We start from the raw sequence: 16,149 nt of genomic DNA, 5'->3' as shown, positions 1-16,149 counted from the left end.
TGGCGAAATTTACGAAAAAACGGCAAAATCAAAAAACACACATTTATCGGGTAAAATGAGACAAGCAAACCCAATATAATCAAGGCTTCCGGCTTGATTTCCTCTTTTTAATCTTGTCTCATTTCTTCCGCTTTAGCATATCCAGCAGCAGTGCTAAAAAGATTGCATCATCATCTTGGACTCCTCGCAATGACAATCAAGTCGAGTGTCGCGAGCAGTCGTCAACGGAAGCTCATGACCGAGACGCAGAGTCATGTGCCATGCACAATGACAAGGATTCTTCCTCTTCTTCAATCAAGAATCAATCCAGCTCGTCACGTAGTTCGAGTTCTAAAAGCGATTGGATCTGGGACGTTTCGGTTGAATCGCTTTTGAATCCGAAGATAAAGTACGGCTCCATGACTGACTCGCGAGACGGTCAAACGTACAAGACCGTCAAAATCGGTAATCAGGTGTGGATGGCTCAAAACCTCAATTGATTATTCACTTGGGATGATTATTTTACCGTAAGATGGTACGAGGACGAATATAATGATGTTTCCGATGGTATCAAGGGTTTACGCTCTGGTACTTTTGGTGGTAATAACCGAAGTGGTTTTTCCCTGAAGAAAATGAAAAACGTGATGATGGAATGTTTGCTTATCAAGGTTATATTTCGTCTTCTATAGAAACAGCTCCCAGACGGGAAGATTATGCTTCAAAAACACTTGGAATGTCCGTTCGCTGTGTGAAATTGGAATAGGTGTCTCAAAAAAATCTTTCTATCGTTACAAGCATGACATGGACACCGCATGAAAATAAACCTTTATTAGTCCGCTTTTCGGAATGGCTGGTAGAACCCGATGAATGGCCCGCTTGGGTGCAGTTCTTCTTGTTGCCTAAACCGCTCGGACGCGAAAACTTCTTTTTTGTGCGAGTGGTGCTGCTGTTCGCAATGGCGTTCTTTTCTGTGCAGGCGTTTTTCGGCGGCTATCAGTCGTGGATTGCCCAGTTTTTGCACAACTTGAACCTGCCCGTTCATGAGACGGGTCACATCGTTTTTGGATTCTTTGGAAGCCGCCTCATTACATCGCTAGGCGGTTCGCTGTTCCAGACCATCATGCCGCTCGTGTTCTGCTTTGCGCTGTGGATCAAGCCGCGGGACTTGTTCGGAGCGTCGGTTGCGCTTTGGTGGGCGTTCGAAAACTTGATTGACGTTGCTCCGTACATCGAAGACGCTCTCCCCATGAAGCTGACGCTCATTAGCGGCGGTACCGGTGCTGAAGCCCCATACGGATTCCACGACTGGAATTTTATCTTGTCCGAGACAGGCTATCTTTTGAAGTGCGATACGATTGCTTCGGTTGTTTATGCCATCGGCTATATCGGAATGGCGCTTTGCGTTTTGTGGGGGACTTGGAGCCTGCTGTATTATTTCATTTATCAAAAGAAAGACGACGGGCTGTTAGATTAGAATTTGAAGGCGTTTTTCTTCGGTGGTCATTTTTAGCAAATGCAAAAAATTTGACCGCTAATTTGCGCGGTTACGTACATCTTAGGCGGAATGAGCCTACTATATGTGCCTGTTTTTTATGCAAAAAAAATTTGAATGGTATAATTACAGAAGTCCATGCTCCTTAAGAATCTTTTCGTACCTTTCAGCACGAGATTCTGCTTTGTCAGCGCGAGACTCCGCTTCGTCAGCACGGGATTTTTCTTCGTCAGCACGGCGTTCTGCCGCTTTGGTGCGTTCGCGCTCTTCATATACTGCATCATCTATTTCCTGTTGCCAAGTCATATAGCGCTTCCTTGTTTCGTTGTCCGACAGATACCATTGCCGCTGGCGTTCGACATCTTGAGTTCCCTTGGATGTGGCCTTGCTAGTTGCGAAGTATTCGAGGTACTCCTTGACCGACTTCTCGGCGACATCCCTATACTTAGTGAATATATAAAAATTTTTCCAGCATTGATCCCCTAGTTCAATTTTAGCATTGCCTATTTCCAGATTTTTGAATCGGTAAACGGCTTGGCCCTGCTTAAAAATGTCATCGGGGCAGATAAAGATGATATATTGTTCCTTGAGATTGCGGTAGGATTCGCCTTTGTTCAAGGCTTCTGAGTCGCACAAAGCTTGGTAATAGCGAGTGCGTTTGGGCAACTCATGAGTATCCTCAATCTGCATCTCAATGTCAAACGTGCGGAGAATTTCCCCCTTGGGGCTTTGTTCTTTTACAAATACATCGTAGCGGACACCTTTGTTGAAGGGGCTGTTTTCGGTTGTTTTCTCCGGCTCGGGTTCTTGCAAGTCGAAAATCTTGATTCCAAGAAGTGCTTCCAGAAAAGGTTTCGCAATGTGTTTGTGGCTGAACACTAAAGCGAACATGAAACGGTTCGTGATGGGCAGCTGTTCAAACGGGATGTGGTTTGCTTGCATTTTACTCCTTTACACAGATTGCTCTGTGTAGGTTAAATTCAAAAAAAAGAGCCGTTCCTATGTCGATAAATAAATAACGATATAGAAAACGGCTCTTAAATGAGCAGACCAGCAATCCGCCGGCCTTGTTACAATATAATAAATAGAATTAGGGAAAGTAAAATATCAAGAAAAATTTTTCATTTTGCAAACAACCGTTAGCACGAGAGTCGCAGCGGCAAGCTTGCTTGCCGATATGACCGAGTCATAGGTTGTTCTATAAACAACCGTTAGCACGAGTGTCGCGAAAACAAGTTGACTTGTTTTGAATTAGATTTTAGTGTAAGTCCCCTCTTGACGAGGATAGAAAAAAAGTATATTGATGAGTATCTATCAGGGGCGAAATTTTGTCAAGGTATTCATTATGAACACATCTAAACTTGCAAAAGTTAGGAGCGTTGCGGTTCTCGTATTGGCGGCGTTGCTGCTTGAGGCGACTACCGCTTTTCAGTATATATCCACGCGACGTGCGATTACGGCTCAAATCAAGGAAATGGCTCAGCAGGATTTGACTTCTGCCAACCGTACATTCGAAATCAAGGAAATTACGGAAGCTGTCATTGCGGGGGCGTTGCCGGAGGTTGAGCGCCTGGTGGCTCTCGGTCAGGATGATTCCTTGCATAAAGTTTTGCAGCATTTGATAGCCATCACGCCAGAAATTGTCGGGATAGATTTTGCTTATCGCGTAGGCGAAGATGGCGTTCGCAACGGATACTTTACTTTCAGGGATGATGAAACAAATAAAATTAAAGATACGGTCATAGGCTTTGATTATACAGAGCGTACTTGGTATCGCGAAGGGTTGCAGGGGAATGGCTTTTGGAGCGAACCCTACATGAGCCGTTATTATGTGGCTCTTATGTCCACCTATTCGCGTCCGGTGCGTGATAGCCATGGCCGGACCGTTGCCGTTATTGGTGCGGATCTCCCGATGCGGGAACTCTCTGCGATGGCGGTGCAGCTGTACGACAACCAGCAGCGTTCTCTAATGATGGTTATCGTTTTGCAGGTGCTTGGGCTTTTGGTTCTCGGTTTTATCATATACCGTAGTATCGTCAGCGCTCGTAAATTGAACAAAGTTAGCGCCGAAAAGGAGCTCATGAATCGGGAGCTAGGCATTGCGAATAGAATCCAGACGGCGATGCTGCCGCCTCCGATGCCTGCAAATGAGTTTGTCGATGTTGTAGGGAGTCAAGTTCCGGCAAAGCAGGTGGGTGGTGATTTTTATGATTATTTTATAAGAGACGGAAAGCTGTTCTTCAATATTGGCGATGTTTGTGGCAAAGGAATCCCAGCGGCGCTTGTGATGTCGATGACTCAGGCTGTGTTCCGCACGGTTGCTTCGAAGGAAAATGACCCGGCCCTCATTGTTCGTGACATGAATGCGATTGCGAGCCGCGGAAACACGACGGGAATGTTTGCGACGCTTTTTGTGGGCGTGATGGATTTGGCTACCGGCGTTTTGAGTTATAGTAATGCAGGGCATGAAAAACCGATTATCGTTACTGGTCGAAAAATGCGTTATTTGGATGCTGTTGCGAATATTCCCATAGGAATTGATGAAGACAAAGAATATAAAGATCAAGAAACGACCATTGCTCCGGGCGATATGATTTTGCTCTATACCGATGGCCTTACTGAAGCGATGAACGTGGGCGAGGAATTGTTCGGATTAACGCGTGTTGAAGCCGCCATTTGTGGAAATGTGGAAGAATGCACCGATGGAGAAAATGTCGAAGGCAAAAATGCCGAAAAATGCGAACTTTGTGCATTCGAGGGGGCGCAACAGCTGCTAGATACGATGTCGCATGCCGTGTCTGAGTTCGTGAATGGCGCGGAGCAAAGCGACGACCTGACCATGCTTGTGATAAAGTATAAAGGGTAGGGTTTGGATTTTTAAATGTGTAAAACGGAGCTTCCATTCTCGTCAATTATTTTTTTTGTCCAGTCAAAATTCGTCACGAGTGCAAAGCCGTTATAGAACGGTTCTATATTCAGATAACGTTCAGGATAAAGCTCATTCCCGTTAATATCGGAATGAAACCAGCCTTTTTCATCGCGGGCGGGGGCGATGTTCTTATGAAAAACTCCCAAATCCAGGAATCCTTTGCCATTTAGGAAATGCCCATCGGCCTTGATATGACGCCACAAGCCGTCGGTGCATTTTACGCAGGCAATACCGTCTCTAAAATCACCTGCATAGAGGAATGCTTGCGAGTATAGGCGACTTCCTTTTGAATCGATATGGAAATAAGATCCCTCCTTGTCGCGAACAGGGCTGATATTTTCCTGAAAATTTCCGCACCAGGCATAGCGCTCGCTGTAAAGGGGCTTGCCTGCAGTATCGATATGAAAACACCCCTCTTTTGATGTTACTGCCGCAAGGCCGTAATAGAATCCAAAGGTTCGTTCATAGCGGTTCGAATAAAGTTCAGAACCGTCAACGGTAATATGGTACCACCCCGACTCGTCTTCTACGGGAGCGAGCCCCGGCTCATGGAATTTCAAAATCGATTTGAATTTTTTGAACACAGGGGATCCGTGAAAATAGAATTGGCTTTCTTCTTGGTTATCTTTGATTTCTTTCCAGTTCATTTTGATACCCTTAAAATACGATGATGATTCCATCCAAAAATTGAATCCAATTCTCTTTGGTGTAAGTATGAATTTTGTTGGCATATGCAAAGTGGGCGATAAGTGCGTCGTGAGTCACGAAAAGGGTAATTCCGTTTTGTGAAGTTTTATCTTTAATCCATTGCATTGCGTCTGTTTTAAGCGATTCGACTGAAGCTATTCCGGGGATCTTCTCACCTTGAGAAAAGTGCTCGAAGACACCACTACATCCGTAGTCGAGATATGCTTTTCCTGCAATATCGGCATTGGCGATGTGAAAACCTGGTGTACCGAGTTGAGTTTCTTGAGTAATTTGAATGTTTTGCTGTTTTCCCGTAAGCCCTTCTTTTATGAATTGGGCCGTCTGTACACAGCGATCTATTGGGCTGCAGAAAATATGGGTAATTTTGAGATCGGCAATCTTTTCGCCGAACGAAATTGCTTCCTTAATGCCGTTTTCTGACAACATAACTTCTGTTCCAAAAGAACCTGCAGGAATTTCTCCACGTTCGCTGTGTCTTAATAATACGGCTATTCTTTTAAAGTCAATATTACCGATGGTGTGCAGTTTTTCAATGAGACTAGTCATTAAATACCTCCTGTACGCTTGCAACGCATGTTGCATTTTTTACAGTTATCGCTATTGCCCCAGTTGTTGATGAAATTGCAGTACTGCATTCCGTTCCACATTGCCAACGGCGAGAAATCCTTGACATTCCCGAAATCGCCGAATTCCTTGCGGACATCCGAGGGGCAGCAACAGATTTGGTAGGATCCGTCGTATTCAATCCAAAGTTCTTTACCAAGAAATTGGCAGTATGTATCGTCGCTATCCAAGGCGGGCTTGTTCAAATCAATAGGGTCGAAATTCACGAGCTTGATTTTGTCGCCCGCAAGTTTGTGGCACTCTTCGCAGGCTTTATTCCAGAGGGCAGCATTTTCTAGTGTTCTGAGCATTTCGCAATCTAGCGCATCCGATGTTTTCCAGAGATGGTGCCCTTTAACGCGGTTGACTCCATGCTCGATGGCCCATGCAATAATATTCTTGAGCTCATCTAAATTAGACTTCATGAAGGTACATTGCAATGTAACGGTTGCCTTAGAACCTGCTTCGTTTCGCATCTGGATGAATCGTTCAATGTTATGGAGCTGCTTTGGCGTGACAGCTCCGCACATGATACTTTCGTTGATTTCGGGGTTTATCCCGTTCAAGCTGAATTTGACATCCGAAATGATATTGACCAGTTTTGGGCCCCAATATTCAATGTCTTTCACCGGGAATGTTCCGTTAGTTGTCAGGTTCATCTTGACATTGAGGTCTTTGCACAGGCCTACGAGCTCTTCGAAATGGGGGTACAGCAACGGTTCTCCCATGGTGGAGGGGATGATTTCTTTTAGACCGTGGTGGACAAGTCTTTCGATTGTATCCTTGACGACTTCAAAGCTCAAATCCGGACGATGAGACTCTTTTAGCCTGTGTCTATTCGCTTCTGAGAATGTGTCGCACATTTTGCAGTGCAGATTGCACTTGTCAGGATTCGTAATGAACGTCATTCGCTGCGGGCAAGGGCGATGCGGATAAACAACGTTCTGTTTCGCTATTTCGTTGTACTTTTGCAAGCATAGAGCTGCATCATCTTCTATCGAGACGACCTTTTCAATCGGCTTGATAAGATTCAATATTTCTTCAGGATGATTGACAAGATTCTGCATCTTGTTGCGAAGATCTTCGGCATCACCGAGTTTGAACGTGAATCCGTCTATACCATCATGGACAAGTTCAGCCATTCCTCCCTTGTCGCTTACCAATACGGGAAGTTCAACGCTTTGGGCTTCCTGTATAACAAGTGGGGCGTTTTCAAGCCAAATGGATGGGCATACAAGAACATCCAAAGAATCTAGGACACTTTGCAATTCATTGTTGTGATATGGACCTTTGAACTGGATTCGATCACTAGAATATTGTTCCTTTAGTTTTTTCCCGTAATCACTTTCGTAATCGCCGTAAATAAGCAACTTTGCGTTTCCTTCAACCTTGTCAAAAGCTTCGCAAAGAAGATGGACTCCCTTGGTGTGGATAATCCGGCCAGTAAAACCAAACGTAATTTCGGAGTGGAGCTTTTTAGGATGCTTGGCTAGCTTTGAAACATTAAACCCATATTTTGCATAAACGATTTTATGCGGATCAACACCCATGTCTCTAAAGAAATTCTCTAGCGTATGTGACGGTGCGAAAAATACGTTAATGCAGTCTAGAGTTTGACGGATATGCTCGTCGCGTTCATTGATGAGTCTTGAATCAAAGTCATCTTTTTGGTAATGGAATGCGGCACACCTTGTACATTGGGCTGCATTAGGCAGGGGACATATCTCCCAGTTCTGTGGGTTGATGAGTTGCCCGCGATGGCAGAACATCCAGAAATCATGAATAGTGAATAGAACCGGCAATCCGAATTCTCTTTTAGCGATGATGGGAATTTGCGTGGAGAGATGCGATAGGTGGCCGATGTGAACGACATCGGGATTGACTCTTTTTACATATTCACGGAATGCTTCGTCGATTTCTGGATTCAGATATTTGTCATAGAAGGTGGCTGGGGTCGGTTCGTAATTGTTGATTTTACGAATATGTACGCCCTCTTCAATGGTGTCAAAGAACTGGTGCAAGGGGATGCTTTTATCTTCAATGCGGTGGAATACGAAAACGTCGTTCGTTTTCGCCAATTCTCGTGCGAGATTGTATGTATAAACCTCGGAACCAGCCATGTAGTGTGGAGGGTAGCCGTGGATAACAAGTAGAATTCTCATATTAGATCCTTTTGGTCAAATTCATTGACGTTTATAGATATAGAAATTTCAAAGGAAATTGTGGGTGGCTATATTTTTTGTGGTTTATTGAATTTCCTTTATGTGTTCAACGATGATTACGCCGGTTTGAATGAGAAATTCACGGATGTAGTGGTTGTATTCTCGCTGAAACATTTCGAATGCGTAGTTGTTGCTAGGAGTACTTGAAAATACAAGCGTTTTGAAACCGCCTTTGACATTGTGCCTGAGTGAAGGGTGATTTTTTCCTTGTACACGTACCCAACGTTTTGTGTTTATGAGTTTGTTGCAGAAATCGTTGATGCGCTTGTCTTTGGAAATGCGTTCCATAATAACCTCTTTTTTGATATCGCGATTGCGATGGTTTAACTTAGCCAAGCGGGAGTTTCCCGCTGTCATTTACAGATGTAGAAACCCCAAAAGGGACAAAAGGGGACAAAAGCGGATTGTCCGTTTTTGGGGAAAAACGGAATTCATGGATTCGCTAGAGTTGACGAGGCGAATTGTGTTATTTGTATAACGCGGTCAATTCAATTGCGATTTTTATCAAATACACCGCCATTTCATACTTGTATGCATTCCAAAAATCGGTGGAGTATTCTGCATGGCATTCTTCTGCAATTTTGCCTTTTTAAACCATTCTGCACGAAGTTTTATGCGATCTTCTTCAGTCTGTGCTTTCTTGGTTGATTTTTCAAGTTCTCGCCAAGGTACTTGAGCGTATTGCCAATAAACCCAGTTTTCATTGAATGGAATGCCGCTTTTTTTCAAAAGTATAAAGAGATTGCATAGCTTTGCCTTGAGCCAGTTTCTTTCTTCTGACAAGTCGTTTGATTGAAGTTCTGTATATATGTGGCACAGGAAGAAATAGGCTGAATAATCCCAGAATAAGTTTACTACATCGCCGATGGTTTTCAACTCGGTTTTCGTATTTATTAAGATTTGAACAGTTTCCTTCACGTATTCATCGAGCTTTTCGATGTCATCGTAAGGTCCCGAAATAACCATGTTAGCCATTGCTGTCGAAGATGGATATGTCATTTTCCAAATGATTTCGGAAATGTCGTACATAATCAAATTTTTCCCTTATAGTTGTCGTTGTTAACCATAGATCTACACTTGTAAATCTACTCTTGTGTTTCTTGTCGCGATTGCGGAAATAAAAAAACTATATCAACTTTTGATATAGCCGTTTTGATTGAACTAGATGTTAACCATTTGGAACTCCTTGTTTAAGTGTGTGCTCTTTACATCAAGACTAAACACCCTCTAGTTTGAGGGATCCAGTGTTTAGGCTCTTCATCGAAAAAAAAAGCACACATCGACTCAGAGTTGTAAAGAATGTACCACGAATATATAAACAAAAAATTAATCTGTCAAGTATTCTTTAAAAAAAGTTTTTCCTATCACCTAATCAAAAACACAGCATAAAGCGGAACGGACTTGATTCCGTTCTCGATGCCGAAATTCTTTGTGGAAATTCGGATGCTGTATGGTGATTTGTATTTTGAAACGAAACTTTTGAAATCGCACTAAAAATGTGTTTTTTGATCTGAAATTTACGCTTTTAGTGTGATTCTTTGTTTTTGGCGGAATTTGAACTTTTTTGCTGAAAACCGCCAAAAATGAGGTTTGTTGTTTTTTTTATATTGCTCCATTATCGAAAAAACAGAAGATGGTTTATGAAAAAAGTACTTTTCGCTATGGTGGTGTTTTGCTTTTTATGTGTAGAAGCATTCGCTGATGTATATAGACTTATTGATGCTCCAGACAGATGTGTAGTGGATTACAATGATGAAAATCATATTTTAGATTTTTCTCAATGTGATCCTGCTAAAGACCATTATGTTGGTGATAGGTCGTTCCATGCTAGTGTGTATTGCTCAGTTAGAAATGTGGATCTACTATGGTTTTCTTTTATATTAAATGTGGAATCAATAGGTGATGAAAATATCTCAAATTACTATGAGTTGACTGAACGAACGAATTATTCTTGTGAGGTGAAGTCTGTTACTCTTATGGATTCTACAATTTCAATAGAAAAGTTTGATTCTGCTCTTCGTTATGACCAAATGAGGCGTTGTTATCTTGTATTAGAAGGAAAATCTAGTGTAAGACGAATATCATCGTATGAATATTCTCAAAAGAATGTAGAGACGAAATCTCATTGCGCAACTTATAGCATTGAAGAGGAGTTTTACTTAATGCAGGCTTGCGTAAATTCATGTCTTTCTCAGAATGGCTCTAATATTGTTGAGGTTTGCGCTAAACGATTGAAAGACTTTGAGTGCAAGTATAGGTTGGATTATAGAGATGCTAAGTACAAAGGTTCCTCTTGTCCAGTAAATAATCTTCCTTTATAGTTTTAGCTTGCTTGTATTGTTTGCAAAAAATCCCCCCGAGCGCCACGCCCGGGGAGAGTTGTTCTGTAAGTTATTTACCTCTCTTGTAGAGTTTGCTGTTGGGGTTCATCTGAACGGAACGGTTCGTTTGAACGGCCTTGTACTGTTTGTTAAACCCGCTTGTACCACGGTTTGAGTTAAGTTGGTTCGCGTGGTTATCAAGCGAAGTGTACTTTTTCATCTTGGTCTCCTATGGTTTAAGGTTGATGATTAAAAGTCTTCTTGGTTGTCGTCGATCAGGGCCGATTTGACAACTTCGTTGACTTTGAATTTGACTTCGAACGGCTTCAATCCTTTTACTGTAGATTTTGCAGAAATTGAAACTTCACCGTTAGATTTTATGCTCGCCTTGTATTCCGTGTTGGCGAATGTTGGGCGATAGCGTTCTCCGATGACGTCCAGCTTTACTTTGTTTGATGCTAGCTGGACGTTCTCGATGTTCTTTCCGTAGTTTTCAGGGAATTCTTCTAGGTCGTTTCTTCCGTTGTCGTACCATTGATCGGGTACAGGCTGGATGTCGAGAACGTAGGGGTGGTTTTCTACAGGTACCCATAATGTTAATTGGAAGGCTCCCTTTAACCCTTGCCAGATTTCGCTGGAGTCCAAAGCTTTTACGCCTTCGTTTGTTAAGTTGTTGCCAAAGCTTGGTGTGCTTTCGATGAGACCTTCCTGCTCGAAAAAGAAGATGATGTTTTTGACTGCGTTTGCTCGTGCGTTTCCGTTGTCGCAGAAAAGATCGCGGCTGATTTCCTTTTCTTTAGCGTTCGGGTGTTCCATGATGTATCTGAGGAACGGGCGGATCCACGGGTTTTTGCGGAGTGTTCGGATTTCGCCTTTTACGAGGCGGTAGCTGATGTGGTTTTCGATATTGTTGATATTCATATTTTTTTCCTTTTTTTATTTAAATATTGTGTGTGATATTTTTGAGCTTTTGGACAATGCGTCCTAAGGCTCCTTCGCCTTTGCTCATGGCTTGCCAGTTGCCAACGTGGACCATCATGTAGCGGGCGCGCGTGATGGCGACGTTTAGGCGGTTGGGGGCTCCGATGAAGCAAGTGGGCACTTGGTTGCTGTAGCTGAGGAAGACGGTGTCTGCTTCGTGACCTTGGAAGGAATCGACGGATCCTGCGCTATAGCTGACGTATTTTTCGAATCCCTTGAAAATGCGTTGGCAGCTTTTCTTCAGTTCGTCGGCTTGCTCCTTGTAGAACGAGAGAACGGCGACGGACCATTTTTGTTCCTTGTTTGGTTTTGCCTTTGCAAATTCGCGGAACTTGACAAGTTCGCTTTCAATCCATTTCTGTTCGGCCTTGTTGCGGTTCTTGCTGTCGCAACGACCTTTGATGTTTTCCCAGTGGTTGTGTTTTTTGCCGAAGCGGCGGTAGTCCCATTCGCGTTTACCGACCATGTGCTCGGAGCGCATAGCTTTTCCTTCGTAAAATTCGTCGGAAGCGATTTTTGCTATGTCTGGGTGGCTGCGGTGTTGGTTGGTGAGTTTGATGCAACGGCTTTCGAGCATGTTTTGGGGAATGCCGCGGAAAAGCGCAAGGTCCTTGTATTCTCCGTAGCCTCGCAAGAGAAGTTCCATACAGGATGGCAGATAAATTTGTTCAAAGATGTGGATGCTTTTTTTGCAGTTTTCCTTGTCTCCCGTTGGAATCAGGTCTTCGACTTGCTTGCCCAAGCGTTCCAAGGTGCTGTGGCCTTCGTTCACGTTGTTGTCGCGCTGTTCGAACATACGGACGAGACGCCATGCGATTTCGTCGTGCCATTCCTTGGGCTTGTTCTCGTCGAAACGCTTGAAGATCTTTTCGCGGTTGAATCGTGCGAGGTTAATCCATTCTTGCATTTCTTCTTCGTGGAGAATGACCCCTGTCGCTTTGTCGCATGCGGGGCGGACCGTTGTAATGCGAGGGGAGATAATGGCGCGATTCTTTTCGAAGCTTTTGAGGGACCCTACGATGATTGTTGCGTAGGGAAGGTCTTTTTCATCACTTTTCTTGTCGGCATCGGCAAAGAGTACTTCGTTTTTTTTTGCATATGCCTTGTACAGGAACGCGTCCATTTCAGATTCTTTTTCGATGAGGAATACTGTTTGTCGGCTGTTGTTTCCCATCGCAGCGAGTAACGAGTCCGAAGCTGCTGTGTAATCGCGTTTTTTGTCTTCGTCGTCAGGATAGCAAATTTGGAGATTTTCAGAAAAGTCTTCGTCGCAGACGTATGGGGGCAACTGTTGAATATCGCCTACGATAATCCAGTGTTTGCAGAGAACTGCCGGAACGAGGAATTCTTGAATGGTCGTTTTGGATGCTTCGTCAAGAATCAGGTAGTCGAATGGCGGCTCTGTGCTGTCTCTAGCGGCCAACTTTGCCATTTCGGGGAGTGCCGCGCCAAAGGTTGTTCCTGCGACAATGGGGGTGTTCTCTTCGAGAATTTCGTAGAGCATTTCATTGTCTTTGACATCGCAGTTTTCAAGAAGTTCCTTTTGTACTGCCTTGCAATTTTTTTCGGAAATAGATGCTAAGCGCTCTTGCAATGCTTTTGCTTCGGTCTTTCTGAATGCGGGACCTTCGATGAACTTTTTGGCGTCGATGCTTATTTTGTCGTTGTCGTCATTTCCGTAGCGCTTGACGCAAGCGAGGTCGAGGTGGTCTTTCAGTTTTTCAAGGATGTTATCTATGGCGACATTTGTCGAGGCGACTAGCAAAATTCGCTTGCCGCGCTTGACGAACTGGAAAATCAGTTCGACAACGGAGGTCGTTTTTCCTGAGCCTGGCGGGCCAATTTTAATGGTGAAGTCGGGGGTTGAAAGTGCACTTTCTACGAATGCGCGTTGTTCGCTGTTTCCTGGGCGATTGTTGTCCTTGAGAATGATGAATTCGCTTTCGGGCAATTTTTTGATGTTGAATTTAGGAAGTTGCAATTCTTCAGTTTGGAACAAACTTGTTAGCGCTGCCGGAATGTTTTCTGGAATGCAGAAGCGATTGTTGAAGTTGTCGATGGATTGTTGCGTTTGGATGCCGAATTCTCCGTGAGTCCCGCTGACGTGTTCCATTGCTGAAATTTCAGCGACAATTTGTATTGTCGAGGGGGCTGTGCAGAGAAGGTGACCTTCTTTGAGCGGGGCGTTAAGCCAGATGAAAACGTTCTTTTTGTTGGATTCCTTGTCGTTTTGGATGACAAAGCGCTTGATGATAAGAAAGTTTTCTGGCTTTAATTTTGCTTTTGGTACTTCGTTTTCTGGAATTTGGTAGCAACCGAAACCTTTTTTAAAGCAACTGTTGAAGCTGATCAAGATGTCTTCGAATTTTGCTTTGGTGCGGTTAGATTCATAGAGTTTGTACTTGTAACCGTCGTCGTCTTTGCCGTAGTAATCGGCTTCAACAAAGGATGTCTGGTATCCGTTGAAACGGAGGTTGCATTCTTTATCGAGTGCGTGTAGGTGATTCTTTGCGACACACATTTGTGTATCCTCCTTGGGTTAAGCGCTAATGATGTTGTTGTCAATGAGGTATTGACGGATGAGTCTGCGGTACTTGTTTCTGAATCTCAGAGCGGCATCGGGGTCGCTTGGGGTTGTGGGCACCGTCAGGTTGAGGGTTGTTTCTTTGATGGTTCTTTTGATGGAAATGTACTTGCCTCTGCGAGAGTATTCCCAAAGGTGGGAATTTACGAGTTCGTTGCAGAAGTCATTTATTTCTCTGTTTTTTGAAAAGTAAAACATAGTGTATCCTTTTTTAAGGGTTAATGGTGATATCGCGATTGCGATTTTTTGTAAGATTTCGATGGAATGACGTTTTGCCGTTTTGTCAATCTGCAATTCAAACTCGAGGGCTTGATCTGTTGAAGGGGCTTATCGCCGCCTTCGATTACAGATGTAGAAACCCGAAAAGGGACAAAAGGGGACAAAAAGAAATGGAAAAAATGGCGCTTTTACATTAAATTTGGCTGTTATGGGCAAATTTCGCCATTTGCTTTGAATTTTTTGGTGTGAAAAAATTTATTTTTATCCCTCAAGGAAATTTTATGAGCGAAAAAAATCCTTTTATAGATCAAATCAAGGAAAAAGTCCAAAAGGCGCGAACGGTCATCAAGGATACCGTTCAAGAAGTTGTTGATGATAGCGGGCTTTCTACAAAAGAAGGCCGTGAAGAAATTTTAAAAAGGGCGAAGGACGTTGCAGATAAAGCGAAAGAGTCCGTAATTTATACGGCCCAACGAGGAACGTCTGCAACTAAAAAGGCGGCGAATCAAACGATTAGAATAGCACACGCCAAAAGTGAAAAAATAAAGACGACAATTAAGGATAAAGTTGATAATTTGAAAGCGAATAAAATAACTGAAAAAAAGAGTGTTAAGGGTGCCGCTATTGTAGCTGCTGGGCTTGCTGTTGGTGGAATTGGTGTTGGCGCAGGTATTGCTGTCGATGATGCTGATACTCATTGTGCCTATTATTCCCTTGTAGATGAATATTATTTGATGCAGGCATGTGTTAACACTTGTGGCTCCTATCATATTGAAGCATGTGCTGAAAAAATTAAAGAGTTTGAGTGTAGAGAAAAGAAAGATTATTCTGAGTCAAGGAATAAATTTTATTATTCTTGCCCGATAGGAAATTCTTATAGGTATTGATTTTGTTGAAATGATTGTTGCTGATAAAATTCATCAATGGCGGAATCTGCGAAACGAGCTGGACGATATGCTAAAGGCTCGTGAAATGAAGTACGCTGAAGCGGTCAAGGAATACTATAGAAAAAATCCTAAAGACGCTAGTGAAAAGAAGTCCTCTAGCAAAAAGTTCAGCATTAAAAAAGCCGATGATGAATTTTCTTATGACAATAGTGTCGAGAAAAAATATTGGAAGAAGCGACCGAAAAGTGATAAGCCTTCGGAAAGCGAATTGTTGGCGGACCGACCGGATCCTCATAGACTTGAACCTGCAATCGCCTTCTTTGAAAAATTAAAACTTTTTTTAGCAGAAAAAGATTGCACCAAACCAGAACAATGGCTTGCTGAAAAATTTGGTCAAGATTTTTTGAATCTTTTCAGAAAAGAAGTTATTGAACCCATCAAACAAGAAAAGGAGAATCAGCTCTTTTCCAGCAAAAAGGACAAAGATGGAAAAGATGAATTTGATTTTTAGACTATGAAAAAATTATTGTTGATTTACTTTGTTTTAATTGCAGGAATGTTGATGTCTTGCGACTATCAAAAAAGAGAATGCGTTGTTAAGGCGACAAAGTGCTTGACCGATGAGGCGTATCGCGATTCCCTTTACAAGGGATTAAAAACGCCGATTAACAAGGATTCCCTAGTGGATTCCGTCTTTGCTTTGCTGCGCGAACAGCGCCAGATTTTGTTAGATATGAGTGCCGAAAAGAAAACTGTTGCGCCCCCGAGCGTGGAGGACAAGCCGAAAGTTGTAATTCAGCCTGCTTTTGAAAAGCCGAATGTAGCTCCTGTCGTTGAAAATATAAAAGAACCTGTGATTGGGGAAAATGCCAATGAGGTTGCAAATGTGCCGGGAGAATCTGTCGCTAATGAGTCGGTTGAAAATTCCGAAAATCAGCCAAAGGAACGTAAATGGGGTAAGCTTTTAACGGGCGCTGGCGCAGCCGTTGCTGGGGCTGCCTTGGGGGCTGCTGTTATGGACAAGTTGCACTGCAATGAACGCTTGGATATCACGGTTGAGTATAAATTGATGGTTGCTTGTCTTAATAGCTGTGGCTATGATGAAGAAACGATTGAAAAATGCGGCGCAGGAATTTTGTATTGGCTTTGCAAGGAAAAAGAAAAAGCAGAAACTATTATGAATCGTGTACGGAATTCTTGCTCGGTTAGATAAGATTTTGTATA

17 protein-coding genes are annotated in these 16,149 nt (G+C 43.1%); 7 read left to right on the top strand and 10 right to left on the bottom strand.

The annotated features are described in order from the left end of the window. The first annotated feature begins 113 nt into the window (after window positions 1–113). A complete protein-coding gene (locus IKG78_RS01950) occupies window positions 114–479 on the top strand; it encodes an FISUMP domain-containing protein (RefSeq protein ID WP_290938596.1) in 366 nt (121 codons plus the stop codon). 263 nt (window positions 480–742) lie between these two features. Next, on the top strand, window positions 743–1,453 hold the full coding sequence (locus tag IKG78_RS01945; RefSeq protein ID WP_290938593.1) for a hypothetical protein: 711 nt from the start codon (window positions 743–745) through the stop codon (window positions 1,451–1,453). Between the two features lie 144 nt (window positions 1,454–1,597). On the opposite strand, the gene IKG78_RS01940 is transcribed toward IKG78_RS01945, so the two are convergent. Then, on the bottom strand, window positions 1,598–2,413 hold the full coding sequence (locus tag IKG78_RS01940; RefSeq protein ID WP_290938591.1) for an Rpn family recombination-promoting nuclease/putative transposase: 816 nt from the start codon (window positions 2,411–2,413) through the stop codon (window positions 1,598–1,600). A 403-nt stretch (window positions 2,414–2,816) separates the two neighbouring features. Between IKG78_RS01940 and IKG78_RS01935 the strand changes: the two genes are divergently transcribed. After that, window positions 2,817–4,337 carry a SpoIIE family protein phosphatase gene (locus IKG78_RS01935; RefSeq protein WP_290938590.1) on the top strand — a complete coding sequence of 507 codons (1,521 nt, stop codon included), beginning with the start codon at window positions 2,817–2,819 and terminating at the stop codon, window positions 4,335–4,337. Between the two features lie 11 nt (window positions 4,338–4,348). On the opposite strand, the gene IKG78_RS01930 is transcribed toward IKG78_RS01935, so the two are convergent. From IKG78_RS01930 to IKG78_RS01910, 5 genes are all read right to left on the bottom strand, one after another. Next, on the bottom strand, window positions 4,349–5,047 hold the full coding sequence (locus IKG78_RS01930; protein ID WP_290938588.1) for a WG repeat-containing protein: 699 nt from the start codon (window positions 5,045–5,047) through the stop codon (window positions 4,349–4,351). A 10-nt stretch (window positions 5,048–5,057) separates the two neighbouring features. Beyond that, window positions 5,058–5,654, bottom strand: a complete 597-nt coding sequence (locus tag IKG78_RS01925) for a histidine phosphatase family protein (RefSeq protein ID WP_290938586.1) — start codon at window positions 5,652–5,654, stop codon at window positions 5,058–5,060. Continuing rightward, complete coding sequence (locus IKG78_RS01920) at window positions 5,654–7,873, bottom strand: glycosyltransferase (RefSeq protein WP_290938584.1); 2,220 nt, start codon at window positions 7,871–7,873, stop codon at window positions 5,654–5,656. Before IKG78_RS01920 ends, IKG78_RS01925 begins: the two co-directional genes overlap by 1 nt. A gap of 84 nt (window positions 7,874–7,957) precedes the next feature. Next, window positions 7,958–8,221, bottom strand: a complete 264-nt coding sequence (locus tag IKG78_RS01915; protein WP_290938582.1) for a hypothetical protein — start codon at window positions 8,219–8,221, stop codon at window positions 7,958–7,960. Between the two features lie 216 nt (window positions 8,222–8,437). Next, window positions 8,438–8,962: a hypothetical protein gene (locus IKG78_RS01910; RefSeq protein WP_290938581.1), complete on the bottom strand. Its 525-nt coding sequence runs from the start codon at window positions 8,960–8,962 to the stop codon at window positions 8,438–8,440. Between the two features lie 611 nt (window positions 8,963–9,573). On the opposite strand from IKG78_RS01910, the gene IKG78_RS01905 reads away from it, so the two are divergent. Continuing rightward, on the top strand, window positions 9,574–10,254 hold the full coding sequence (locus IKG78_RS01905) for a hypothetical protein (protein ID WP_290938579.1): 681 nt from the start codon (window positions 9,574–9,576) through the stop codon (window positions 10,252–10,254). A 70-nt stretch (window positions 10,255–10,324) separates the two neighbouring features. On the opposite strand, the gene IKG78_RS01900 is transcribed toward IKG78_RS01905, so the two are convergent. From IKG78_RS01900 to IKG78_RS01885, 4 genes are read right to left on the bottom strand one after another with little or no spacing between them, the layout of a single operon-like run. Continuing rightward, complete coding sequence (locus IKG78_RS01900; protein WP_290938576.1) at window positions 10,325–10,474, bottom strand: hypothetical protein; 150 nt, start codon at window positions 10,472–10,474, stop codon at window positions 10,325–10,327. A gap of 29 nt (window positions 10,475–10,503) precedes the next feature. Next, window positions 10,504–11,175, bottom strand: coding sequence for a hypothetical protein (locus IKG78_RS01895; protein WP_290938574.1), 672 nt, complete (start codon window positions 11,173–11,175; stop codon window positions 10,504–10,506). A 19-nt stretch (window positions 11,176–11,194) separates the two neighbouring features. Next, window positions 11,195–13,756, bottom strand: coding sequence for a DEAD/DEAH box helicase (locus IKG78_RS01890; protein ID WP_290938572.1), 2,562 nt, complete (start codon window positions 13,754–13,756; stop codon window positions 11,195–11,197). 18 nt (window positions 13,757–13,774) lie between these two features. Continuing rightward, complete coding sequence (locus tag IKG78_RS01885; protein WP_290938570.1) at window positions 13,775–14,017, bottom strand: hypothetical protein; 243 nt, start codon at window positions 14,015–14,017, stop codon at window positions 13,775–13,777. 266 nt (window positions 14,018–14,283) lie between these two features. Here IKG78_RS01885 and IKG78_RS01880 point away from each other — a divergent pair, with 266 nt between their 5' ends. From IKG78_RS01880 to IKG78_RS01870, 3 genes are read left to right on the top strand one after another with little or no spacing between them, the layout of a single operon-like run. Next, entirely contained in the window at window positions 14,284–14,925 is a 642-nt protein-coding gene (locus tag IKG78_RS01880) for a hypothetical protein (RefSeq protein WP_290938568.1), read from the top strand. A gap of 10 nt (window positions 14,926–14,935) precedes the next feature. After that, complete coding sequence (locus tag IKG78_RS01875) at window positions 14,936–15,436, top strand: hypothetical protein (RefSeq protein ID WP_290938566.1); 501 nt, start codon at window positions 14,936–14,938, stop codon at window positions 15,434–15,436. Window positions 15,437–15,439: 3 nt separating this feature from the next. Further along, on the top strand, window positions 15,440–16,138 hold the full coding sequence (locus tag IKG78_RS01870; protein ID WP_290938565.1) for a hypothetical protein: 699 nt from the start codon (window positions 15,440–15,442) through the stop codon (window positions 16,136–16,138). The last annotated feature ends 11 nt before the right edge of the window (window positions 16,139–16,149 follow it).

The organism is Fibrobacter sp. (genome assembly GCF_017545445.1).
Lineage (GTDB): Bacteria > Fibrobacterota > Fibrobacteria > Fibrobacterales > Fibrobacteraceae > Fibrobacter.
The sequence above is the reverse complement of the archived record's forward strand: the minus strand, read 5'-3'. Positions and strand labels throughout refer to the sequence as shown.